Genomic DNA, 23,353 nt, shown 5'->3' on the forward strand with positions numbered 1-23,353 from the left:
CCCCATGAGCGCACCGGTGATTCCCCTGCGTCTGACCGCGCCGGCGCCCGGCTGGACCGTCGAGGCGGACGTGGTCGTCGTGGGCTCCGGCGTCGCGGGGCTGACCGCGGCCCTGCGCCACGCGGAGCTGGAGCCGGCGGCCAAGGTCCTGGTCGTCACCAAGGACGTGCTGTCGGCGGGCTCCACCCGCTGGGCCCAGGGCGGCATCGCGGCCGTGCTCGACCCGGGCGACACCCCTGACGAGCACCTGAACGACACTTTGATCGCCGGAGTGGGCCTGTGCGACGTGCGGGCGGTGCGCACGCTCGTGACGGAGGGCCCCGGCGCGGTGCGGCGGCTCATGGCGCGGGGTGCCCGCTTCGACCGGACGCCCGAGGGGGAGCTCCAGCTCACCAGGGAAGGCGGGCACCGTCGGCGCCGGATCACCCACGCCGGCGGCGACGCCACGGGCGCCGAGGTGCAGCGGGCGCTCATCGAGGCGGTCAGGGCGAGCCGGATCGAGGTGATCGAGCACGCGCTGGTGCTCGACCTGCTCAAGGACGCCAGGGGCCGGGCCAGGGGCGTGACGCTGCACGTCATGGGCGAGGGCGCCCGTGACGGCGTCGGCGCGGTGCGCGCCAGGGCGGTGGTGCTCGCCACCGGCGGCATGGGCCAGGTCTACGCGGCCACCACCAACCCCGCCGTCTCCACGGGCGACGGCGTGGCGCTGGCCCTGCGGGCCGGGGCCGTCGTGCGGGACATCGAGTTCGTGCAGTTCCACCCCACCGTGTTGTGGCTCGGCGAGGGCTCCAAGGGCCAGCAGCCGCTGATCTCGGAGGCGGTCAGGGGCGAGGGTGCCTTCCTGACCGACCACGAGGGCAACAGGTTCATGGCGGACGCGCACGAGCTGGCGGACCTGGCGCCGCGCGACGTCGTGGCCAAGGCCATCCTGCGGGTGATGCGCGAGACGGGTCGCGACCACGTGTACCTGGACGGCCGGCACTTCGGCCGCGACAAGTGGGAGACCCGCTTCCCGACGATCTACGCGGTCTGCCGGGAGCACGGCATCGACCCGGCCACGCAGCCGATCCCCGTCTCGCCGGCCGCCCACTACGCCAGCGGCGGCGTCCGTACGGACCTGTACGGCCGCACCTCCATCGACGGCCTGTACGCCTGCGGCGAGGTCGCCTGCACCGGCGTGCACGGCGCGAACCGGCTGGCCTCCAACTCCCTGCTCGAAGGGCTGGTCTTCGCCGAGCGCATCGCCGAGGACATCCACGCCGTACGCCCCGCGCCGGGGGAGCCGGTGCCGGGCGACGCCGCCGAGGGGCTGGTGGACCCGAGGGTCCGGCCCAGGATCCAGGCCCACATGAGCACCGGGGCGAGCGTGCTGCGCAGCCGCGAGTCCCTGGTCGCCACGGCCAGGGCGCTGCGCGACGCCCGCTGGACCCCGGTCCAGGTGCCCGCGTGCACCGAGTCCTGGGAGACCACGAACCTGCTCACCGTGGCCACCGTCCTGACCGGCGCGGCGGCGGCCCGGCTGGAGACGCGCGGATCACACTGGCGCGAGGACCACGACACCCGCGACGACAACGAATGGCTGGGTCACCTGGACGTGACCCTGACGGAGGAGGGCCTGCGCATGACGTACACGCCGCACGGTGATGCGATGCCGCCGCGACTGGCGCACGAGCTGACCGCCGCCGGGCTGGACCCGGCCGAGGTGGACGCGCTGATCGACCGGGCGCTCGCCGAGGACCTTCAGGAGGCGGGCGACGTCACGAGCCTGGCCACCATCTCGGCCGAGCAGCGCTCGGTGGCCGACGTGGTGGCCCGCAAGGACGGCGTGGTGGCCGGGCTGGCGGTGGCCGAGGCGGTCTTCGTGCGGCTGGGCGCGGCCCGCGCGGAGCGCGTGGCCAAGGACGGCGAGCAGGTCAGGGCCGGTGACGTGCTGATGACCGTCGAGGGTCCGGTGCGGGCCCTGCTGACAGCCGAGCGCACCGCGCTCAACCTGCTCACGCACCTGTCCGGGGTGGCCACGCTGACCGCCCGCTGGGTCGAGGCGATCAGCGGCACCGCGGCCCGCGTGCGCGACAGCCGCAAGACGCTGCCGGGCCTGCGGGCCCTGGAGAAGTACGCGGTCCGCTGCGGGGGCGGGGTCAACCACCGGATGTCCCTGTCGGACGCCGCGCTGATCAAGGACAATCACGTGGTGGCGGCCGGGGGCGTGGCCGAGGCGTTCAGGGCGGTCAGGGAGCGGTACCCGGACCTGCCGATCGAGGTGGAGATCGACCGGCTCGACCAGCTCGAGCCCGTCCTGGACGAGGGCGCCGAGTTGGTCCTGCTGGACAACTTCACGGTCGAGGACACAGCTCGTGCCGTACATTTCGTGAAAAATCGGGCGAAAAACAGGGTTGCTCTTGAAGCGAGTGGGGGATTGACCTTGGAATCGGCCCGTGATGTGGCGGAAACTGGCGTCGACTACCTTGCGGTGGGAGCGCTAACGCACTCAGCGCCGGCCCTTGACATCGCACTGGATCTGCGGGGGTAATTGATGCTGCTCACGATCGACGTCGGCAACACGCACACGGTGCTGGGCCTGTTCGAGGGCGAGGACGTCATCGAGCACTGGAGGCTGGCCACCGACGCCCGCCGCACCGCCGACGAGATCGCTGTCGTGCTCCAGGGCCTGCTGGCCCAGTCGCCGCTGCTCAAGGGAGCCGACGTCGACGGCATCGCCATCTGCTCCACCGTGCCGAGTGTGCTGAACGAGATGCGTGAGATGTGCCGCCGCTACTACGGCGACGTGACCGCGGTGATCGTGGAGCCGGGCATCCGCACCGGGGTGCCCGTGCGCATGGACAACCCCAAGGAGGTCGGCAGCGACCGCATCGTGAACGCGCTGGCCGCCATCGACCAGTACGGCGGCCCCTGCGTCATCGTCGACTTCGGCACCGCGACCTCCTTCGACGCGGTCTCGGCCAAGGGCGAGTACGTCGGCGCCGTCACCGCCCCCGGCATCGAGATCTCCGTGGACGCGCTGGCCGCCGCCGGCGCGCAGCTCCACAAGGTCGAGCTGGTCAGGCCGCGATCGGTGATCGCCAAGAACACCGTCGAGGCGCTGCAGGCCGGCATCATCTACGGCTTCGCCGGCCAGGTGGACGGCATCGTCGAGCGCATGGCGGCGGAGCTGGCCGACGATCCCGACGAGGTCACCGTGGTGGCCACCGGCGGGCACGCCGCGCTGGTGGTGGGCGAGTCGCGCTCGATCGACGTGCACGAGCCGTGGCTCACCCTCATCGGACTCCGGTTGATCTACCACCGCAACGTCTCATGAAAAAGGGAACGGCCCCCGGCGCAACGCCGGGGGCCGTTCCTTTTCTGCGTCACTCGCTCTCGGCGGTGTAGAGGTACTCCCAGGGGCCGCACTTCTTCGGGTAACCGCCGTGCGGGCCGACCTGGCAGACCTTCGCCCGCAGGCTGTAGACGTCGTGCTCCTGGAAGCCGAACTTCTTGTAGCCGGGGTAGCCGCAGTACTTCTTGGCGTACACCGGGGACCATTCGTGGTCGAAGTCGCTGGCCTGGAACTGGACGTACGCGCACTTGCCGCCCTCTTCGTAGGTGCGGTCGTCCAGGTCGAACAGCTTGCCCTTGACCGTGACCTCGTTCGACTCGCCGTGGTGGTCCCAGTCGACGCCGACCCAGCCCTGCGCCTTGGCCAGGCCGTGCTTGGCGTAGGCGGGGCCCCAGTACTCGGAGTAGTCGTACGAGCTCGCCTGGGCCGAAGCAGGCAGCGACAGGGCCACGGCGGTGGTGGCGGCGACAGCGGCGAGACCGGTCGCGATCTTCTTGAACATCTTTCTCTCCTCGAGCTCCCCATGGGCCGGCTCCCTACCGGCTCCCCCCCGAGCTCGTAAGAAAGTTGTAAACCGGGGCTCTTGCAGCGTTCCTTCAGCGACCCTGCAGCGTTCCTTCAGCGGGCCGACGAGCCCTTGCAGTTCGCCATATCCCCTACCCTTTGTTGTTGTGAGCGACGAACTTCCCGAGCAGATGCGCATCCGGAGGGAGAAGCTCGACCGCCTTCGCAGCGAGGGCGTCGACCCTTACCCGGTGAATTTCCCACGCACGGCGACCAACGCCGAGGTCAGGGAGAAATACCAGGGCCTGGAGCCCGACACCGCGACCGGCGACCAGGTCGCCGTGGTCGGGCGCGTCATGCTCAACCGCGTCGGCGGCAAGCTGTGCTTCGCCACGATCCGCGACGGCAGCGCCGACCTGCAGGTGATGATCTCGCTCGACAAGGTGGGCGAGGAGTCGCTGGCGAGCTGGAAGCGCGACGTCGACCTGGGCGACCACGTCGGCGTGATCGGCGAGGTCATCACCTCCCGCCGTGGCGAGCTGTCCATCCTCGCCGACAGCTGGCAGATCACCGCCAAGTGCCTGCGCCCGCTGCCGGAGAAGCACATCGGGCTCACCGACCCCGAGGCGCGGGTCCGCCAGCGCTACGTCGACCTCATCGTCAACGACGACGCCAGGAAGATGGCCCGGCTGCGCAGCTCCGCGGTGCGCGCGGTGCGCGACTTCTGGCACGAGGAGGGTTACCTCGAGGTCGAGACGCCGATGTTGCAGCCGATCCACGGCGGCGCCGCGGCCCGGCCGTTCAAGACCCACATCAACGCCTACGACATGGAGCTCTACCTTCGCATCGCGATCGAGCTCTACCTCAAGCGGCTCGTGGTGGGCGGCATCGAGAAGGTCTTCGAGATCAGCCGGACCTTCCGCAACGAGGGCGCCGACTCCACGCACAACCCCGAGTTCACGATGGTCGAGGCCTACGGAACGTACCTCGACTATCACGACATGGCCGACCTGACCCAGCGGATGATTCAGCGCGCCGCCCTGGCCGCGCTGGACGGCACGGTGGTCGTGCACGAGGGCATGGAGGTCGAGCTCGGCGGCGCGAAGTGGCCGCGCATCCCGCTTCACCACCTCGTCTCCGAGGCGGTGGGCGAGGAGATCACCACCGCCACCTCCCTGGAGGAGCTGCGCAAGATCGCCGATCGGCGCGAGATCCACTGGGACGCGAAGTGGGGCCCCGGCAAGCTCGTCCAGGAGCTGTTCGAGGAGCTGGTGGAGCACACCCTGATCCAGCCCACGTTCGTCATGGACTACCCGGTGGAGACCTCCCCGCTGGCCCGCGTGCACCGCGACGACCCGCTGCTGACCGAGAAGTGGGACCTGATCGGCTTCGGCACCGAGCTGGGCACCGCCTTCTCCGAGCTCAACGACCCGATCGACCAGCGCCGCCGCCTGGTGGAGCAGTCCATGCTGGCCGCCGGGGGCGACCCCGAGGCCATGCAACTCGACGAGGACTTCCTTCAGGCGCTGGAGTACGCCATGCCGCCCACCGGGGGCATGGGCGCGGGCATCGACCGGCTGATCATGGCCTTCACCGGCAGGAACATCCGCGAGACCATCCTGTTCCCGCTGGTCAAGCCCACCCAGTAGGCCGCTCAGGAGCGGTTCAGCCGCACCGGCAGCGAGGCGAGCCCGCGCAGCACCACGTTCTCCTTGTACGGCGGCGCGGGCTCGGCCAGCTCCAGCCCGGGCGCCGCCGCGGCGAGGGCCGACAGCGCGATCTCGCCCTCCATCCGCGCCAGCGTGGCCCCGAGGCAGAAGTGGATGCCCAGCCCGAAGGCGAGGTGGCGCTCCGGCGAGCGGGTCACGTCGAACCGGTCGGGATCGGGAAAGACCGCCGGGTCGCGATTGGCCGCGCCTATCACGGCCATCACCGGCGTGCCCCGCGGCACCGGCGTCCCGCCCAGCGACACGTCCTCCAGCGCGACCCTGTGGGTGAGCTGCACCGGTGGGTCGTAGCGGAGCACCTCCTCCACCACCTCCTTGGGCCGCAGCGCCGCCTGCGCCAGCCGCCCGTGCCGGAGCAGGGCCAGGACCCCGTTGGCGATGAGGTTGACGGTGGTCTCGTGGCCGGCCACGAGCAGCAGCACGCAGGTGGCCAGCAGTTCGCCCTCCGTGAGCTCCGGCACGCCCGTCAGCGCGCTCAGGAGATCGTCGCCGGGCCGCTCCCGCCTGAGCGCGGCGAGCTCGCGGAAGTAGTCGCCGAACTCCCTTCTGGCCCGCCCGGTTTCCGATAAGAGGTCTTCTGTAAGCATCGGGTCAAGGCCGCGGGCAAGCTTCTCGCTCCAGCCGCGAAAGCGATCGTGGTCCTCTGGAGGCACCCCGAGCATCTCGCTGATCACCATGACCGGCAGCGGGTAGGCGAGCCCCGACACGAGGTCGGCCTCGTCGGGCAGCGCGCGGATCAGCGAGGCGTTGATCGCCTCGATGCGCGGGCGCAGCCGTTCGATCATGCGCGGGGTGAACGCCCTGCTCACCAGGGCACGCAGCCTCGTGTGGTCGGGCGGGTCCAGCCATAGGAACGATGCAACGGGCTGACCTGGGTCGGCGCCGTTCTGCCTGCCGGAGCCGCGGCCGAAGCGCGGGTCGCGGAGCAGGGTCGTGCACAGCTCGTGCGTGGTGGCGACGAGCAGGCCCCCGCGCGTACGGAAGAGGGCGCCGCGCGCGCTCAGCTCGCGATAGCGGGAGTAAGGATCATGCAGAAATCCCCGATCGAACGGATCGAAACCCAGGACGTCCACCGGGCTCAGAACCGCCGGATCCGGAGCACCGGAAGGCTCCATGAGCTCGCTCATCCTGGACTGATCGGTACCGACATATCGCGAGTAGGTCATATATTTCGGATCATGTCAATAGCCCTGGTCAAGAGCGGCGATTGTTATGCTTGACGACCTTTCCAGGATGCGTTTACCGTCTGCGAGGAGCGACTTCGGCCCGGTCAAGAGGCCCAAGTTCAGCTGTTGGGGGGGAGGGCTCCCGATGGATGTGCTCACTGAAGGTGTTGAGCTGAGCCATGCGGACCTTGCATTGCTCGCGGAGCTGGCCAAGGGGGTCACGGTCGACCGGGTGGGCAGACGGCTGGATATCAGCGGGCGCACGGTGCGCAGGCGACTACGTGGGATCTGTGACCGCATCGGCGTCGCCACGGCGATCGAGGCCGTGGCATGGGCGGCCCGCCGCCAGTTGATCTAGCGGCGAGCGGCCATGGGGATAGGGGCCCCTGGTCAGTCGGCGATGCGTACCGCGCCGGCGAACGGCCTGTTGGCGATCGAGGCGATCCGCACCACGTCACCGGTCTGCGGCGCGTGCACCATCATGCCGCCGCCGAGGTAGATGCCCACGTGGTGCAGGTCGCTGTAGAAGAACACCAGGTCGCCGGGGCGCATCTCCTCGCGTGAGATGTGCCGGCCCGCGGTCCACTGGCTGCCGGTGTAGTGCGGCAGGGAGATGCCGACCCTCTGGTAGGCGGCCATGACCAGGCCCGAGCAGTCGTAGGAGTTGGGGCCCTCGGCGCCCCAGACGTACGGCTTGAGCTGCTGCGTGAGCGCCCACCGCGCGGCCTGGGCGGCCTTGCCGCTGCCGACGATCGGCAGGTTGACCCGCTGCGCCCGCGTGCCGGGGCGGCCCGCCTCGCCCAGCGCCCGCCTGAACAGGTTGCTCTCGACCCTGGTGACCAGCTTGGTGATCTTGCCGCGCTTGGTGTCGAGCTCGGAGACGATCTCCTGGACCTCGTCGATGCGGGCCTGGGCGCCGGCCCTGGCGCGCTCGGCGGCCTCCCTGGCCTGGGTGACCTGGTTGACCTCCGCGCCCTGCTGCTGTTCGAGCACGTCCATGGTGGCGGCGCGGTCGAGGAAGGAGTCGGGGTCGCCCGAGGTGGCGAACGCCAGCATCCGGTTCATCCCGCCGGTCATGTACGCGTTCTGAGCCAGGAGCGCGACCTCCGTGCGCTTGGCCTCCAGATCGGCCTCGCTGGTCGCCAGCGTCCTCTGTGCGGCGTCGGCGGCCTTCTTGGCGGTCTTGAGCTTCTCGCGCTGGCCGTTGTACTCCTCGGTCAGCGTCTCGATCTCGGTGTGCATCTTCTCGACCTGCTTGGCCAGGTCCTGGAGCGAGGGCTCGGGGTCCGCGGACGCGGAGCCGACGGGAATGGCGATCAGCAACGCCGCGACTGTGAGACTCACCACACCGCCGAGGCGGCGTGAGCGCCGGAGGCACTGCCGAGGGCGCGCGTGCCTGCCCGCCGTCCTCTCCCCGTCGTTACGCGTGCGCTTCACCAACCAAGCTCCCTTCCTCGACGCCTACCGGGTTAGCTGGCGGGTTCGGGCCGGAGCAGCCCTACCGAACAACTCGGATTCACCCCGAATGGCGGGCGATGGGGGTCGCGCCGCCGGTGGGTCCCCGGCTCCCCTCGCGGGGATTGGGCGTGTTCCTCGCGCGCGACACGCGGGGAACATCGTCGCTGGACACTAATGCACTCCGAGTTCGTGCTCAACCGGAACTGCCGAGTTCATAGAGGTTTCACAACCGAAGGGTCACAAGGTGATCTCGTGCCTGACCGGGCTGAACGGACTTTATGTCCCCTTCGTTGCTGCTACTGCCGGATGTGGGGAGCGTGCTGATATGGCCACCAGATGTAACAGGATGGGCCCAGAGATGGGAGTTAAGTCTGAGCCGTAATGACATCTGTACTCTGGAGAGCCATGGAGCAGGTGGCCGAACTGGCAACGTCCGAGACCGGGCCCGAGAGCGCGGTGGTGGTCCGGCGTGCCCGCACGCCCGACGTCCGGGCGGTCAGGCGGCTGGTCGACACCTACGCGGGCGCGGGCCCGCGGCTCCTGGAGAAGGCCACGGTCACCCTGTACGAGGACGTCCAGGAGTTCTGGGTGGCCGAGCGGGGCGGGCAGGTCGTCGGCTGCGGCGCCCTCCACGTGCTGTGGGAGGATCTCGCGGAGGTCCGCACCGTGGCCGTGGATCCGGAGTGCCGGGGCATGGGCGTGGGCCATCGGATCGTCTCGGCGCTGATACAGCACGCGAAGGATCTGGGTCTGCGACGTGTATTCTGTCTGACTTTTGAGGTGGACTTCTTCGCGAGGCACGGCTTTCGCCCGATTCAGGGCACGCCGGTCTCACCCGAGGTGTACGCCGAACTGCTGGCCTCCTACGACGAGGGTGTGGCGGAGTTCCTCGACCTGGAGCACGTCAAACCGAACACCCTGGGCAACACCCGCATGCTGCTCCATCTGACATCGGGTGACGCGGACCTTGACCAGATGGAAAGGTGATTGTTGATACCTATGTCGATACGTTGGGCAGCACAGGCATGTGTCCTGACACGTGCCACATGCGCACTCGAAGCGAGGTGACACGGTGAGCACCGGACAGCCGCCGTATCCGCAGGACGAATCCGGCGAGAATTCCGCGCCCGGCACCCCTTACGGGCAGCAGAACACGGGCCGCCACCCCGGCGAGCCCGACCCGGACGTGACTGTGGTCGGCTACCGGGCGGACGACGCCTACGGCCAGCAACCCCAGTACGGCCAGCAACAGGGTTACGGCCAGCAGGGCTACGGCCAGCAGCAGCAGGGCTACGGCCAGCAGCAGTACGGCCAGCAGCAGTACGGCCAGCAGCAGGGCTACGGCCAGCAGGGCTATGACCAGCAGCAGGGCTACGGCCAGCAGCAGGGTTACGGGCAGCAGCAGCAGTCCCAGCCCGACTACGGCCAGCAGCAGCAGTACGGCTACGGCCAGCAGCCCCAATCGGGCCAGCAGCCCCAGTACGGCCAGCAGCAGGGTTACGGGCAGCAGCAGCAGTCCCAGCCCGACTACGGCCAGCAGCAGGGCTACGGCGACCAGCAGGGCTACGGGCAGCAGTCCGGCTACGGCCAGCAGCCGCAGTCAGGCCAGCAGTACGGCCAGCAGCCCCAGTCGCAGCCCGGCTACGGCCAGCAGCAGGGCTACGGGCAGCAGCAGCAGTCCCAGCCGGACTACGGTCAGCAGGGTTACGGGCAGCAGCAGCAGTCCCAGCCCGACTACGGTCAGCAGGGTTACGGGCAGCAGCAGTCCCAGTCCGACTACGGTCAGCAGGCCCAGTACGGCCAGCAGCCCCAGTCGCAGCCTGACTACGGCCAGCAGGCCCAGTACGGCCAGCAGCAGGGCTACGGCCAGCAGGGCTATGACCAGCAGCAGGGCTATGGACAGCAACAGGGCTACGGCCAGCAGCAGCAGTCCCAGCCCGGCTACGCCCAGCCCGGTTACGGCCAGCAGGGCTACGACCAGCAGCAGTACGGCCAGCAGGGCTACGGCCAGCAGCCGCAGCAGTACGGGCAGGGCGGCTACGGCCAGCAGCCCGGCTACGGGCAGCCCTACGGCCAGCCGGTCGGCGTGCAGCCCCCCGGGGCGCCGGCGCCGCTGGCGGAGTGGTGGCAGCGCCTGGTGGCCAGGCTCATCGACGGCGTCATCTTCGGCGTCGTGATGTGGGTGGTGTCGCTGGCGCTCACCCCGCTGTACCCCTCGTACAGCTCGATCACCGGGCTCACGAGCGGCCTGACGTTCGGGATGCTGTACTACCTCGCCGTCGCGATCGTCGTGACCCTGATCTACACGGCCTACGACTTCGTCCTGGTCAAGTTGAAGGGCCAGACGGTCGGCAAGATGGTCATGGGCATCAAGGTCGCCCAGGTCGGCGGCGCCGTGCCGCCGGAGGGCCTGCCCAACGACGTGTCGCTCAAGCGGGCGCTCGTCACGGTGGGCGGCTTCGTCGTCTACTGGGTCCCTCTGGTCGGCCCGCTGATCTCGGCCATCGCCTACGGGCTGAACGGCGCCTCGCAGCTGTGGGACAAGCCCCTGCAGCAGACCTTCGCGGACAAGTTCGCGAAGACGGTGGTGGTGAAGATCAAGTAGTCTTCCGCAGACGCGACATAGGGGCCGGCCTCGCCGGCCCCTATGTTTTGTGTGTAGACCTGTACCAGAATTAGTTAGCGACCCGAGCCCCCGACGACACGAGGTGGCAGTTATGGCCGGGACGACGCCGCGGACGGACGTGCTGCCCGCCGAATGGTGGGAACGCCTCGGCGCCCGGCTGATTGAAGCACTCGTCTTCGGGGTCTTCTATTACATTCTGTTCATCGCGCTGTGGGGCTTCTTCCGGACTGTCGGGATGGCCGAGGTCTTCGGCGGGCGGCTGCCGGGAGTCTTCGCGTGGCTGGTGGCCGGGCTGGCTTATGCGGGCTACGACTGGTGGGCGCATTCCCGGCGCGGGCGGACGTTCGGTAAGGCGATCATGAAGATTCGCCTGGCGCCGGAGGGTCTGTCGTCCCGGGTTCTGCTCAGGCGGACGATCGTCTATCCCGCTCCGGTGATGCTCATGGGCATTCCGGTCGTCAATCTGGTGGCCGGAATGCTGCTGTTCGGCGTGGGGCTGCTCATCCTGATGGACAAGCCCCTGGAGCGGGGTCCACACGACCGGGCAGCGGGAACGAGGGTGGTTAAAGATCTTCGCTGAGCCATCCGTACCAGGGGCGATGCCTTTTCGCAAAATTTTCGGTTGATCCGGTAAGGAGCCTGGAGAGACTGGCATTAGGCTATGGGGCGTCCGGGTTGCCGGATGTTGGCGCCCCTGCAGCGCACAGGGCCTGTGTGTGGCGCTATGGTCGGTTACGGGTGGATGCCGCCCTGGGTGTCATGAGGGAGCCGGGCTCCCCGTGGTCACGCTCCCAGCGCTTTATGCGCCCCCGAAACCCCGCTAGCCGTGGAGGCGAGGACGAATGGAAGCCCTAACAGACGTATTGTCAGCGCTCATCCCCCCGGTCGTGGTGGGTGGCGCCTTCATCTTTGGCGTAGTGAAGTTGGTCCGGTCGGAGGCCCTCGGGGGCCGGCGAAACCGCGAGGATCAGCCCGAGAGCCAGAACTGATCGGCTAGTCAGCCGAATCCCCGTAGCGCTGAATTGTCTCCACGCCTTTCCGGGTATATGTTTGGGCAGGCGAATGAAACAATGCTCCGCGAAAGGATTGCGTACATGGCCAAGCAGATCCAGGAGATTCTCATCGATGACCTCGATGGGGGCGAGGCCAATGAGACGGTCAGCTTCGCTATTGACGGCTCCACCTATGAGATTGACCTCAGCGACCTTAACGCGAAGAAGCTGAGGGACGCTCTGACGCCTTTCGTGCAGCACGCGCGCAGGGCGGGCGCCGTATCCACGCGCCGGCGCGGCCGGGGCGGCAACCGTGCGATGAGCCGCGAGAAGAGCTCCGAGATCCGGCAGTGGGCCAAGGCTCACGGCCTGCCGGTCAGCGAGCGCGGCCGCATCGCCTCCACCGTGGTGGAGAAGTACGAAGCCGCTCACTAAGGGCCCGGCTCTCGACCATGCGCTTATGATGCTCGCCTTGGACCCCGGCGGCCGCCATAAGCGCATGATCGTTTCCGTGGCGATCCCGAATGCGGGACGTTCCGGAAGATGATCTCCTGAGACGCCCATATGCGGGCGTTTTGGGCGCGCGTGTTCCTGCCTCGTCCATGGCGCCGTTTCACCGGCTGGCGCCGGCATATGTGGATGGTGGCGGGCGCGAATGCCGTGTGGGGCGGCCATACCTCATTCAACGTACGCTGGGCGCGTACGAACTGGGCGGCGGCCGCCCACATTGGCTTGTGCGGCGGGCATTGAGGTTCGCGCGGAGCTTGTAGCCCGTCGCATCGAGCGCTTCGGATGCCGCGCCCATGGAACGCGCCACGCTAAAAACCCGTGGCCTCTTCACTCGCTGTAACGCTTAAGCCGGGCCCGGGCTGACCCGGGCGCCGCCGAAAACCTTGTCCCTGCGGGGATGTGGCGGGCTCCGGATTACCGGCGCGCAGGATGCGACGAGCCGGGCATAACCGGCAAGTACGAGCATGGCTCGCACAATGCTGGATCTAGCCGTCATCCACCCCACAATGCCGCCATCCTGCGCCGGTACGGGATGGGGATTCCGCGTACACGCGAGTGGGGGAATGCCCGCGGCCGCGCCGCCATGCGGAGCGGAAGAGCGGCTATCACGCGGATACCGTCCGGTAACCCGGCTGACCGGATGGCGGATTGGCGATTACCGTCTGTGCGGGATGCGCGCTTGAGGCATGCCGGCGGCCGGTGCCGTCAAGATCGTGAATTGTCGATCGCTCGCCGGGATGCGGAAGGATGGGGCGCGTTGACCGGCCTGTCCGACCGCGAAGTGAGGAGCGGCGAGTTGTTCGAGAGGTTCACCGACCGGGCGCGGCGTGTCCTGGTCCTGGCCCAGGAAGAGGCCAGGGCGCTCGACCACCACCACATCGGCACCGAGCACCTGCTGCTCGGCATGATCCGCGAGGGCGAGGCCGTGGCCGCCAAGGCCCTGGAGGGCTTCGGCGTCGGCATCGAGGGCGCGCGCCGGCAGGTCGTGGAGCTGGTCGGCCGTGGAGAGACGGCCGCGCAGGGGCACCTCCCGTTCACGGCGCGGGCGAGCCGGGCACTGCAACTGGCCGGCCAGGAGTCCACGGACCGCGGCCTCGACTACATCGGCACCGAGCACCTGCTGCTCGGGCTCGTCCGCGAGGGCACGGGCACGGCGGTCCAGGCGCTGGTCAAGCTCGGCGCCGACCCCGCAGGGATCCGGCAGGCCGTGGACGAGCTCGTCGCGAGATACCAGGCTCCCCGCACCTGAGCGCCGGGTGGTGACGAGTCCTGAGGTGTGGGGAAGCGGCGGGTTCTGAGCGTGCGGACGCGGTGGGTCTTGAGGGGCGGGGAAGTGGCGGGTCCTGAGGCGTGGGGAAGTGGCGAGTCCGGGCCCCTGAGCGGTGTGTGCCGTGTTGTGCTCACGGCGTAGCGTGCGAGCTTGGTCTTGCATCGAGCCGCGACATAAGATGATTGCGTAATAGATACGGACGCGGCATCTCAGATGCAGGGGCGAAAGCGGCGTCCCCGCGCCGGCTCCGCGCCAGGCGTCCGATGGACGATCCGTATGGGTCCGCGTGCGGCGCGGGTGGCCATTTCCAGCCGCTTCCGTGGGCGTCCTAAACATCGTTCGCTTGCGGCGTATCGGGAACACGTCACCCCCGAACAGTAGTTGGATGGAGGGTGAACGCCCTGCTCTCGGGGAACGTCTCTGCTATAGAGCGTGTCAGCGGCAGTGGGCACGGTTCGCCGAGCCAGGGCTAGCATGCGGGAGGACGGGACCGGATTTACCGGCCTGACTGACCGCTCTGTGAGGAGCGACGAGATGTTCGAGAGGTTCACCGACCGAGCGAGGCGTGTTGTCGTCTTGGCCCAAGAAGAGGCCAGGATGCTCAACCACAACTACATCGGCACTGAGCACATTCTTCTTGGCTTGATCCATGAAGGTGAGGGCGTGGCCGCCAAGGCTCTGGAGAGCCTCGGCATCAGCCTTGAGGGTGTGCGCCAGCAGGTCGAGGAGATCATCGGCCAGGGCCAGTCGGCTCCGTCGGGGCACATTCCGTTCACCCCGCGGGCCAAGAAGGTCCTCGAGCTGTCGCTCCGTGAGGCTTTGCAGCTGGGTCACAACTACATCGGCACCGAGCACATCCTGCTCGGGCTCATCCGCGAGGGTGAGGGTGTGGCGGCCCAGGTGCTGGTCAAGCTTGGAGCTGATCTCAACCGTGTCCGGCAGCAGGTCATCCAGTTGCTCCACGGTTACCAGGGCAAGGAGCCGGCCGCGGCGGGCGGTCCGCAGGAGTCGGCCCCGTCGACCTCCCTGGTGCTCGACCAGTTCGGCCGTAACCTGACCCAGGCCGCCCGCGAGGGCAAGCTGGACCCGGTCATCGGCCGTGAGAAGGAGATCGAGCGGGTCATGCAGGTCCTGTCCCGCAGGACCAAGAACAACCCCGTTCTCATCGGCGAGCCCGGCGTCGGCAAGACCGCCGTCGTCGAGGGCCTGTCGCAGAAGATCGTCAGGGGCGAGGTGCCCGAGACGCTGAAGGACAAGCAGCTCTACACGCTTGACCTCGGCGCCCTGGTCGCCGGCTCCCGCTACCGCGGTGACTTCGAGGAGCGCCTGAAGAAGGTCCTCAAGGAGATCCGCACACGCGGCGACATCATCCTGTTCATCGACGAGCTGCACACGCTCGTGGGTGCGGGCGCCGCGGAGGGCGCGATCGACGCCGCCAGCATCCTCAAGCCGATGCTGGCCCGCGGTGAGCTGCAGACGATCGGCGCGACCACGCTCGACGAGTACCGCAAGTACCTGGAGAAGGACGCGGCGCTGGAGCGGCGCTTCCAGCCGATCCAGGTGGCCGAGCCCTCACTCAGCCACACGATCGAGATCCTGAAGGGCCTGCGCGACCGCTACGAGGCGCACCACCGCGTGTCGATCACCGACGACGCGCTGGTCGCCGCCGCGCAGCTGGCCGACCGCTACATCAGCGACCGCTACCTGCCCGACAAGGCGATCGACCTCATCGACGAGGCCGGTTCCCGGATGCGTATCCGCAGGATGACCGCGCCGCCGGACCTGCGCGAGTACGACGAGAAGATCGCCAACGTCCGTCGCGACAAGGAGTCCGCGATCGACGCGCAGGACTTCGAGAAGGCCGCTGCCCTCCGCGACCAGGAGAAGCAGCTCCAGCTCAAGCGCGAGCGGCGGGAGAAGGAGTGGAAGGCCGGCGACATGGACGTCGTGGCCGAGGTCACTCAGGAGCTCATCGCCGAGGTCCTGGCGACCGCCACCGGCATCCCGGTCTTCAAGCTGACCGAGGAGGAGTCGCAGCGCCTGCTCCGCATGGAGGACGAGCTCCACAAGCGGATCATCGGCCAGGACGACGCCATCAAGGGCCTGTCGCGCTCCATCCGGCGTACCCGCGCCGGTCTGAAGGACCCGCGCCGTCCCGGTGGCTCGTTCATCTTCGCCGGCCCCTCCGGTGTCGGTAAGACCGAGCTGTCCAAGGCTCTGGCGGAGTTCCTCTTCGGTGACGAGGACGCTCTGATCAGCCTGGACATGTCGGAGTTCATGGAGAAGCACACCGTCTCCAGGCTGTTCGGCTCGCCTCCCGGCTACGTCGGCTACGAGGAGGGCGGCCAGCTCACCGAGAAGGTGCGGCGCAAGCCGTTCTCCGTGGTCCTGTTCGACGAGATCGAGAAGGCCCACCCCGACATCTTCAACTCGCTGCTGCAGATCCTGGAGGACGGTCGCCTGACCGACGCCCAGGGCCGCGTGGTCGACTTCAAGAACACGGTCATCATCATGACCACCAACCTCGGCACCCGCGACATCTCCAAGGGCATCGGGGTCGGGTTCGCGAAGTCCAACGACACCGAGTCCAACTACGAGCGGATGAAGGCGAAGGTCCAGGAGGAGCTCAAGCAGCACTTCCGGCCCGAGTTCCTCAACCGTGTCGACGACATCGTGGTCTTCCACCAGCTGACGCCGAACGAGATCATCAAGATCGTGGATCTGATGCTCGCCCAGGTGGACGCCAGGCTGAAGGACCGCGACATGGGGCTCGAGGTCTCGCCCGAGGCCAAGCAGTTGCTCGCCGACCGCGGCTACGACCCCGTCATGGGCGCCCGGCCGCTGCGGCGCACGATCCAGCGTGAGCTGGAGGACTCGCTGTCGGAGAAGATCCTCTACGGCGAGCTCCGGCCCGGCCAGGTCGTGAAGGTGACGATCGAGGGCGAGGGCGACAACGCCAAGTTCATCTTCAAGGGCGAGACCGCCTCGAAGATCCCGGACTCGGCCGCCGCCATCGCCGCTCCGATCCAGAACTGATCCTGGGTCCAACGAAGGCCCCCGCGCCCTGCGCGGGGGCTTTTCGCATGTCAGAAGGGTGATGTGGCCGGGACCGCGCGGCAACCTACCGTGACCGTCCATCACGGGAAGTGAGGGTGCGGCGCGGGGATCACCGGTTGAGGAACATCCTCAACGGAAGGCTCGCCCATGCGCTGCTTCCTCCGCCGCCTCACCGAGCTCCTCGCCACCGCCGACACCACCGCCGTCGCCCTTGCCGTCGCCGTCCTGCCCCTCGCGGCCCTCGCCCAGGCCGCCTCCGCCCAGGTCGCGATCGCCCGAATCGCCCCCGTCCAGGTCGTCTCCGCCCAGGCCGCCAGCGCCCGAATCGCCTCCGCCCAGGCCGCCCGGGCTCAGGCCGGTCCTGCCCGAATCGCTCCGCCCCTCGATCAGGCGCAGCTCTCCAGTGCCGACCTCAACATCCCGGTCTGCGGGGCCGACGTGAACATCCTGGGCAGCCCCGGCGAGATCCTCAGCCCGCAGGTGATCGGCAACTGCGTGGGCGCTCCGCTGGCCTGAAACCGCCGGCGGCCCGGCCCTGTCCGAAGGGTCGTGTCACATTTTCGGGGGCTATCCAGTCATAGGTGTGTACGGAGGCGGTCCTGAGATCGCCGCTGGGCCCGCGGGAGGTGCTGGATGGAGCCGAGGTCGCCTGCTTGTCCGACGGCTCCCGCACGGGGCCGTGAGCGGCAGGTACGCCATCTTCGGAGATCCTCACATCCCCCATGTGGAGAAGTGAGAAGGTTGCCGTCGTTGCGTAATTGTTGGGTCAGCGGGTATGCCACCACCGCGAGTAGTACTACACTGCGTAGAGCTTCGCCAAGTCTCATCCAAGTGAGCCACAAGAGCGTGCTCCCAAGCTGGGGGCCTGCTCCCTGGGGAGTAGCAAGACGTCAACTCAGGGCGGACGCGCGTGCCACCGTCTGGCAGGCATGCTCACATGGTTCGCACGTCAGAGGCGGGCGACGGGAACACTAATGCAAGCCCTGGAGGAAACCGATGCGCCTGCGTCACGATGACGGAACGCTCGTTCACCTCGCCTACAACGCAGGCGTCCACCCCGCTGAGGACCTGGAGAACCTCATCGCGCACCTGACCCGTTACGCGGTGCCGGTGCGCAAGCGGCTGGGCGTCGAGCGGATGGGGATCGGGCTGTGGCTGTCCCCGGCCGTGGCCGACCACCTCACGGCCGACCGCATCGAGCTCGTACGCCTGCGCCGCTCCCTGGAGGAGCGCGGCCTGGAGGTCGTGAGCCTGAACGGCACCGGTGGCCGCAACCAGGAGGTGCCCGGCCCCGACTGGGCCAAGCCCGAGCGATACCGCTACACGATGGCCCTGGCCAAGATCCTGGCGTTCCTGCTCCCCGAGGACGTGCGCTTCGGCAGCATCTCGACCATTCCCATCGGCTGGCGCCGCGACTGGCCCGCCGACCTGCACGCCATCGCCACCCGGCGGCTGGAGCGGCTGGCCCGCGAGCTGCGCGGCATCTACAGCACGAGCGGCAAGACGATCAGGGTCGGGTTCGAGCCGTGGCCGGGGTGCGTCCTGGAGACGACCGAGCAGGCGCTGGAGCGGGTGGGCGGCATCGACTCCGAGCACCTGGGCGTCTGCCTCGACGCCTGCAATCTCGCCTGCGACGCCGGCGAGCCGGGCGCGGCGCTGAAGGGCCTGGCCGAGGCCGGGGCGCCGGTGGTCAAGGTGGGGCACGTGCACAACCACACGGGCGAGTCGCCGGGCACCGGCGCCGTGCTGCAGGACACTCTGACGGCCATGCTGTCGGGCGCGGTGAGCGGCAGCGCGCACATCGAGGTCGAGACGCACAACCTGCTCGTCCCGGGCCGGGCCAAGGGGCCGGGGGCGCTGGTGTCGATGCTGGCCGAGGAGCTGGACTGGGCGCGTGCCAACCTGACCAGCCTGGGCCTCCAGCTCGCCGCCTAGAGCCCTACCGGTCTGGGTCTCCAGCTCGCCGCCAAGCGCCCTCAGAGGTTGCCGAACCAGCCCGGCGTGTCCAGTCGCCACGGATTGCCGGGCGTCATCCTGCGCAGGTCGGATTCGAGCTCCCGCAGCCGATCCTCCCCGAGCTCGGCCGCCCAGCGGGCGCGCAGGGCGTCGAAGATGCGGGCCGAGCGGTCGAGGGCGTCCATGCCGTACGGGGTCAGGCGCACGACCTTGCGCCTGGTGTCCTGCGGATCGGTGGTGCGCTCGACGTAGCCGACGCGTTCGAGCGTCTCGATCGTCTTGCCCGCCGCCTGCTTGGAGACGCCGAGCGTACGGCCCAGCTCGACGGCCGTGGTGCCGTCGGGCCCGATGGCCTGCATGACGAAGCCGTGCATGGGTCTGATGTCCGGATGGCCCTGCCTGCCGAGCTCCGCGTGGAGCTCGTCGATCAACAGCCTGAACGCGAGCAGCAGGCGTAGCGGAAGCTCGAAGCCGGGGACGTAGCTTGACACGATAGACAACCTGGTTAACTATATGGACAACGTAGTTGCCTATCTTAGGGGGTGCGGCGGCATGGCCGTCATACGTCAGGCCGAGGCGCGGCGGTCGGAGACTCCGGGCGGGGTCATGACCACGTTCGCCTCGCCGACGCAGGGAGGGGCCTCGCGGTCCCTGTGGAAGGTCGAGGCCAGGCCGGGCGCCGTGGGGCCCGTGCACGACTTCGACAGCGAGCAGGTGTGGAGCTGGGTGGCCGGGGCCGCCACCGTAGAGCTGGGCGGCCAGACGCACGCCGTCGCCGCCGGCGACACCGTCGTCATGCCCGCCCGCACCGTGCGCCGGGTGCTGGCCGACCCGGTCGCCGGCTACACCGCCATCGTCACCGCGCCGGCCGGCGCCAGGGCCTCGGGCCCTGACGGCGCCGACTTCGGCGTTCCGCCGTGGATCGTGTGAGAGGAAAGAGCGATGACCGTCATCATGGGAGCGGACTCCCGCAAGGTGGACACCCCGAACGGGGTCATGACCACCCTCGCCTCCCCGACGCAGGGCTCCGCCGGGCAGGCGGTCTGGCGGGTGGAGGCCAGGCCCGGCATGGTGGGGCCGGTGCACGCGTTCGACGCCGAGCTGGTGTGGACGTGGCTCGACGGGTCCGCCGTGGTCGAGCTGGGCGGTGAGCGGCACGAGGTGGGCGCGGGCGACACGATGGTGCTGCCTGCGGACGTGAGCAGGCAGATGTTCGCCGATGCCGAGCGCGGGTTCGTCTCGATCGTGGCCGCCCCCGCCGGGGCCCAGGTGTACAACCCCGGTGGCGTGTCGGGGCCGGACGCCTGCGACCTGGCCCCGAAGGACGCCGAGCGGCTCGTCCCGCCCTGGGCGATGTGACCCGCGACGCCGGTCTCGTAGCCTCGGCCTCATGACCGACACCGCCTTCGTCCCCGGCGACTTCGACGTCCCCGCACAGCTGGTCACCCCGCGGTTCCGCCTGGAACCCCTGGGTCCCCAGCACAACACCGCCGACCACGCTGCCTGGACCGGCAGCATCGAGCACATCCGCGCCACCCCGGGCTACCCGGATCACGGATGGCCTCCCGCCGGCGGCATGACCCTGGAGGCCAACCTCGCCGACCTGCGCCGCCACGCGGACGACTTCGCGCAGCGCCGCGGGTTCACCTACACCGTCCTCGATCCGGACGGTGGCGAGGTGATCGGATGCGTCTACATCTATCCCTCAGCCGGTGACGATCATGACGCCGAGGTGTCCTCCTGGGTCACGGCCGACCGGGCCGACCTGGACGTGCCCCTGTACGAGGCCGTGACAGCCTGGCTGTCCGCACACTGGCCCTTCAGGAGCCCCGACTACCGCCCCCGCTGAGACCGGGAGGCGGGCTGAGCACGCGTCCCGCGCTGAGGCCGTGACGCAGGCTGAGGCCGGGACGTGAGCTGGGGGTGCGGGGGCGTCAGGAGGAGTGGGGCAGGCGGTAGGTGCCGTCGTCGAGGGCTTCGGCCAGGCCGTCGGCGACCAGGCCGTCCAGGGCGCGCTCGCGCTGCGCGGCGTCGTCCCACACCACGTCGAGCGCCGCCTTGGGCACCGGGCCGTGGGCCTCGCGCAGCACCGCCAGCAGGCGGCCCCGGCACTGGCGGTCGGTGCCCGCGTACGTCTGCCCCCTGCGCGCGGGGCCGGTGTGCGGCGGCTTGCCCGCCAGCCGCCACGCGCACAGGTCCGTGATCGGGCAGTCGGCGCAGCGGGGCGAGCGTGCCGAGCACACCAGGGCGCCCAGCTCCATCACCGCCACACCCCAGCGGGCGGCGCCCAGCTCGGGCAGCAGGCTCTGCGCCAGCCGCCGCTCGGCCGCCGAGGTGGCGGTCGGAGGGTACTCCTCGGCGCTGACCGCCCTGGCGAACACCCGGCGGACGTTCGTGTCGAGCACCGCGTGCCGCCCGCCGAAGGCGAAACTGGCGACGGCGGCCGCGGTGTACTCGCCGATGCCGGGCAGGGCCAGCAGGGTCGCGTGGTCGGACGGCACCTGGCCGCCGTGCTCCTCGGTGATGGCGCGGGCGCACGCATGCAGGCGCAGCGCGCGCCGCGGGTAGCCGAGCCGGCCCCAGTGGCGTACGGCCTCGCCGGGCTGCTCGGCGGCCAGCGCCTCGGGGGTGGGCCAGCGCTCCATCCACTCGTGCCAGATCGGCAGCACGCGGACGACCGGGGTCTGCTGGAGCATGATCTCGCTCACCAGCACCCCCCACGGGGACGCGTCGGGCGCCCGCCACGGGAGATCCCGGGCGTTGTCCTCGTACCAGTCGAGAACGGCGGTGTGCAGGAGGTTCGGCTCAACCACGCGGTCCAGCGTAGGGGGCGATGACAACCCTTGGCGCGCCGCCGTTCCAGGAGATGCCATCCTCCGGCGTGTCGTCACTCGCTGTCGTTGCCCGCTCACCATCCTGTGCTGTATGGACCCGGATACGATGCATGGCGACGGCGGTGACATCTACTGGCGGCGCCGGATGAGCGTGCTGGTGGCGGTGCTCGTCGTGGTGGCCGTTGTGGCGTGGGCGTGCTCCAGCGGCGGCAGCGGCCCCGAACGAACCTCCAGCGCGCAGTCCTCACCCAGCGCGAGCGGCAGCACGGCCGCGCCGACCACGCCGGCCGTCGACCCGCTGCTGGCGGGCCTGCGCACGCTGGCCATGGGCACCGCGAGCCCGTCCCCCACGCCCAGCCCCAAGGCGGCCCCCTCGGAGCGGCCCAGGCGGCCGGGAGAGCCGTGCGAGGAGAAGGACCTGGTGCTCAGCCTCCAGGGCGGCAGGGAGGAGATCTTCGCCGGCGGCTCCCGGCCCACCTTCCTGGTCACCCTGGTGAACACCGGCTCGGTCATGTGCACGGCCGACGTGGGGCCACGGGCCATGGAGGTCAGGATCACCTCGGGCGCCGACCGCATCTGGTCCACGGCCGACTGCGTCAGCGGGCCGGGGGCCGAGGTCAAGGAGCTGCAGCGGGGGGTGCCGTACGTGCGGTCACTGGAGTGGGATCGTCGGCGGTCCAGCACCGACTGCCGGTCCACGGCCGCGGCGGCGCTGCCGGGGACGTACGTGGCGGTGGCGCGGATGGGCAGGATGCGCACCAGCAAGGGGGTCTTCCACCTGCGCTAGCCCAGGTGGTGGGTGAGAGCTGCTGCTCAGGCGATGCCCGAGCGATCGACGCTCTCAGACGTAGCGCTCCAGGATGGAGGATTCGGCCAGGCGGGAGAGGCCCTCGCGGACGCTGCGGGCCCGGGACTCGCCCACGCCGCCCACCGCCTGCAGATCGTCGATGCTGGCCGCCAGGAGCTTCTGCAGGCTGCCGAAGTGGTTGACCAGGCGGTCGACGACCGTGGCAGGCAGGCGGGGGACCTTGGCCAGGAGGCGGAAGCCGCGGGGGCTGACGGGGGTTTCGAGCTGGTCGGTGCCGTTGTGGCCGAGGACGTGGGCGACGGCCGAGAGGTCGAGGAGGTCGGCGCCCGAGAGTTTGTCCAGCTCGTGCAGCGCTTCCAGGAGGCGTTTCTGGCGGCGGCCCGCGGGGGCGGGGAGGTAGTCGCGGATGACCAGCTCGCGTTCGGAGTCGACGCCTGCGACGAGCTCGTCCAGTTGCAGTGACAGCAGGCGGCCGTCGGTGCCCAGCTCGACGACGTAGCCCTTGATCTCGTCGGAGATGCGGCGGACCATTTCGAGGCGCTGCGCGACGGCGGCGACGTCTCTGACCGTGACCAGGTCCTCGATCTCCAGGGCCGACAGCGTGCCGGAGACCTCGTCGAGGCGGTGCTTGTAGCGTTCGAGCGTGGCCAGGGCCTGGTTGGCCTTGGACAGGATGGCGGCCGACTCCTCCAGGACGTAGCGGATGCCGTCGAGGTAGAGGGCGATGATGCGCATCGACTTGCTGATGGCGATGATCGGCAGGCCGGTCTGCCTGGCCACGCGCTGGGCGGTGCGGTGGCGGGTGCCGGACTCGTCGGTGGGGATGGCGGGGTCGGGGACGAGGTGCACGGCGGCGCGTACGATCTTGTGGTCGTTGCTGACCACGATGGCGCCGTCCATCTTGGCCAGCTCGCGCAGCCTGGTGGCGGAGAAGTCGACGTCGAGCTCGAAGCCGCCGCTGCAGACCTCTTCGACGACGCGGTTGTAGCCGAGCACGATGAGCCCGCCGGTCTGCCCGCGCAGGATCCGCTCCAAGCCGTCGCGCAGAGGTGTGCCCGGCGCTACCGAGGCCAGAGCTTCGCGACGGCGGTCGTCCAGACTCCTATCCACC

General features: G+C 69.4%; 21 protein-coding genes, 1 pseudogene and 1 riboswitch. Of the genes and pseudogenes, 16 read left to right on the forward strand and 6 right to left on the reverse strand.

Features of this window, described 5'->3' with window-relative positions; genetic code table 11:
- Nucleotides 1-4: 4 nt before the first annotated feature.
- Together HD597_RS52400 and HD597_RS52405 are read left to right on the forward strand one after the other, a co-directional pair.
- Nucleotides 5-2,530, forward strand: coding sequence for an L-aspartate oxidase (locus HD597_RS52400; protein ID WP_253755180.1), 2,526 nt, complete (start codon nucleotides 5-7; stop codon nucleotides 2,528-2,530).
- 3 nt (nucleotides 2,531-2,533) lie between these two features.
- Entirely contained in the window at nucleotides 2,534-3,316 is a 783-nt protein-coding gene (locus HD597_RS52405) for a type III pantothenate kinase (RefSeq protein WP_253755181.1), read from the forward strand.
- Nucleotides 3,317-3,365: 49 nt separating this feature from the next.
- On the opposite strand, the gene HD597_RS52410 is transcribed toward HD597_RS52405, so the two are convergent.
- Nucleotides 3,366-3,836, reverse strand: a complete 471-nt coding sequence (locus HD597_RS52410; protein WP_253755183.1) for a hypothetical protein — start codon at nucleotides 3,834-3,836, stop codon at nucleotides 3,366-3,368.
- 169 nt (nucleotides 3,837-4,005) lie between these two features.
- Between HD597_RS52410 and lysX the strand changes: the two genes are divergently transcribed.
- Nucleotides 4,006-5,487 (forward strand): bifunctional lysylphosphatidylglycerol synthetase/lysine--tRNA ligase LysX, encoded by a 1,482-nt coding sequence (lysX, locus tag HD597_RS52415; protein ID WP_308210876.1) that lies wholly within the window; start codon nucleotides 4,006-4,008, stop codon nucleotides 5,485-5,487.
- A gap of 5 nt (nucleotides 5,488-5,492) precedes the next feature.
- Here the strand turns inward: lysX and HD597_RS52420 are convergent, their stop codons facing one another.
- A complete protein-coding gene (locus HD597_RS52420) occupies nucleotides 5,493-6,692 on the reverse strand; it encodes a cytochrome P450 (protein ID WP_253755185.1) in 1,200 nt (399 codons plus the stop codon).
- Nucleotides 6,693-6,876: 184 nt separating this feature from the next.
- Between HD597_RS52420 and HD597_RS52425 the strand changes: the two genes are divergently transcribed.
- Complete coding sequence (locus HD597_RS52425) at nucleotides 6,877-7,089, forward strand: LuxR C-terminal-related transcriptional regulator (protein WP_043615366.1); 213 nt, start codon at nucleotides 6,877-6,879, stop codon at nucleotides 7,087-7,089.
- Between the two features lie 32 nt (nucleotides 7,090-7,121).
- On the opposite strand, the gene HD597_RS52430 is transcribed toward HD597_RS52425, so the two are convergent.
- Nucleotides 7,122-8,075 (reverse strand): C40 family peptidase, encoded by a 954-nt coding sequence (locus tag HD597_RS52430; RefSeq protein WP_253755187.1) that lies wholly within the window; start codon nucleotides 8,073-8,075, stop codon nucleotides 7,122-7,124.
- Between the two features lie 99 nt (nucleotides 8,076-8,174).
- Nucleotides 8,175-8,328: riboswitch (cyclic di-AMP (ydaO/yuaA leader) on the reverse strand.
- A 266-nt stretch (nucleotides 8,329-8,594) separates the two neighbouring features.
- Here HD597_RS52430 and HD597_RS52435 point away from each other — a divergent pair.
- From HD597_RS52435 to HD597_RS52470, 8 genes and pseudogenes are all read left to right on the forward strand, one after another.
- Nucleotides 8,595-9,176, forward strand: coding sequence for an amino-acid N-acetyltransferase (locus HD597_RS52435; protein ID WP_253759843.1), 582 nt, complete (start codon nucleotides 8,595-8,597; stop codon nucleotides 9,174-9,176).
- 85 nt (nucleotides 9,177-9,261) lie between these two features.
- Entirely contained in the window at nucleotides 9,262-10,794 is a 1,533-nt protein-coding gene (locus HD597_RS66255) for an RDD family protein (RefSeq protein WP_253755189.1), read from the forward strand.
- Between the two features lie 112 nt (nucleotides 10,795-10,906).
- A complete protein-coding gene (locus tag HD597_RS52445; RefSeq protein WP_253755191.1) occupies nucleotides 10,907-11,395 on the forward strand; it encodes an RDD family protein in 489 nt (162 codons plus the stop codon).
- A gap of 514 nt (nucleotides 11,396-11,909) precedes the next feature.
- On the forward strand, nucleotides 11,910-12,242 hold the full coding sequence (locus HD597_RS52450) for a histone-like nucleoid-structuring protein Lsr2 (RefSeq protein ID WP_106243615.1): 333 nt from the start codon (nucleotides 11,910-11,912) through the stop codon (nucleotides 12,240-12,242).
- 871 nt (nucleotides 12,243-13,113) lie between these two features.
- Nucleotides 13,114-13,551 (forward strand): annotated as a pseudogene (locus HD597_RS52455) (Clp protease N-terminal domain-containing protein); the annotation flags it as partial.
- Nucleotides 13,552-14,121: 570 nt separating this feature from the next.
- The gene (locus HD597_RS52460; RefSeq protein WP_253755193.1) at nucleotides 14,122-16,623 is read left to right on the forward strand and encodes an ATP-dependent Clp protease ATP-binding subunit; all 2,502 of its coding nucleotides are present in this window, start codon (nucleotides 14,122-14,124) and stop codon (nucleotides 16,621-16,623) included.
- Between the two features lie 168 nt (nucleotides 16,624-16,791).
- Nucleotides 16,792-17,160, forward strand: coding sequence for a hypothetical protein (locus HD597_RS52465; RefSeq protein WP_253755195.1), 369 nt, complete (start codon nucleotides 16,792-16,794; stop codon nucleotides 17,158-17,160).
- A gap of 480 nt (nucleotides 17,161-17,640) precedes the next feature.
- Nucleotides 17,641-18,579 (forward strand): sugar phosphate isomerase/epimerase family protein, encoded by a 939-nt coding sequence (locus HD597_RS52470; protein ID WP_253755197.1) that lies wholly within the window; start codon nucleotides 17,641-17,643, stop codon nucleotides 18,577-18,579.
- Between the two features lie 41 nt (nucleotides 18,580-18,620).
- Here HD597_RS52470 and HD597_RS52475 read toward each other — a convergent pair whose 3' ends face one another.
- Nucleotides 18,621-19,091 (reverse strand): MarR family winged helix-turn-helix transcriptional regulator, encoded by a 471-nt coding sequence (locus HD597_RS52475; protein WP_253755200.1) that lies wholly within the window; start codon nucleotides 19,089-19,091, stop codon nucleotides 18,621-18,623.
- 61 nt (nucleotides 19,092-19,152) lie between these two features.
- Between HD597_RS52475 and HD597_RS52480 the strand changes: the two genes are divergently transcribed.
- From HD597_RS52480 to HD597_RS52490, 3 genes are read left to right on the forward strand one after another with little or no spacing between them, the layout of a single operon-like run.
- The gene (locus HD597_RS52480) at nucleotides 19,153-19,530 is read left to right on the forward strand and encodes a cupin domain-containing protein (protein ID WP_253755202.1); all 378 of its coding nucleotides are present in this window, start codon (nucleotides 19,153-19,155) and stop codon (nucleotides 19,528-19,530) included.
- 12 nt (nucleotides 19,531-19,542) lie between these two features.
- On the forward strand, nucleotides 19,543-19,959 hold the full coding sequence (locus HD597_RS52485; RefSeq protein WP_253755204.1) for a cupin domain-containing protein: 417 nt from the start codon (nucleotides 19,543-19,545) through the stop codon (nucleotides 19,957-19,959).
- A 31-nt stretch (nucleotides 19,960-19,990) separates the two neighbouring features.
- Nucleotides 19,991-20,449, forward strand: a complete 459-nt coding sequence (locus HD597_RS52490; protein WP_253755206.1) for a GNAT family N-acetyltransferase — start codon at nucleotides 19,991-19,993, stop codon at nucleotides 20,447-20,449.
- 85 nt (nucleotides 20,450-20,534) lie between these two features.
- On the opposite strand, the gene HD597_RS52495 is transcribed toward HD597_RS52490, so the two are convergent.
- Nucleotides 20,535-21,413: an iron-sulfur binding domain-containing protein gene (locus HD597_RS52495; protein ID WP_253755208.1), complete on the reverse strand. Its 879-nt coding sequence runs from the start codon at nucleotides 21,411-21,413 to the stop codon at nucleotides 20,535-20,537.
- Nucleotides 21,414-21,525: 112 nt separating this feature from the next.
- Between HD597_RS52495 and HD597_RS52500 the strand changes: the two genes are divergently transcribed.
- Nucleotides 21,526-22,221, forward strand: coding sequence for a hypothetical protein (locus tag HD597_RS52500; protein WP_253755210.1), 696 nt, complete (start codon nucleotides 21,526-21,528; stop codon nucleotides 22,219-22,221).
- Between the two features lie 54 nt (nucleotides 22,222-22,275).
- Here HD597_RS52500 and disA read toward each other — a convergent pair whose 3' ends face one another.
- The gene (gene disA / locus HD597_RS52505) at nucleotides 22,276-23,352 is read right to left on the reverse strand and encodes a DNA integrity scanning diadenylate cyclase DisA (RefSeq protein ID WP_253755212.1); all 1,077 of its coding nucleotides are present in this window, start codon (nucleotides 23,350-23,352) and stop codon (nucleotides 22,276-22,278) included.
- Nucleotide 23,353 lies beyond the last annotated feature (1 nt).

The organism is Nonomuraea thailandensis, assembly GCF_024172165.1.
GTDB lineage: Bacteria > Actinomycetota > Actinomycetes > Streptosporangiales > Streptosporangiaceae > Nonomuraea > Nonomuraea thailandensis.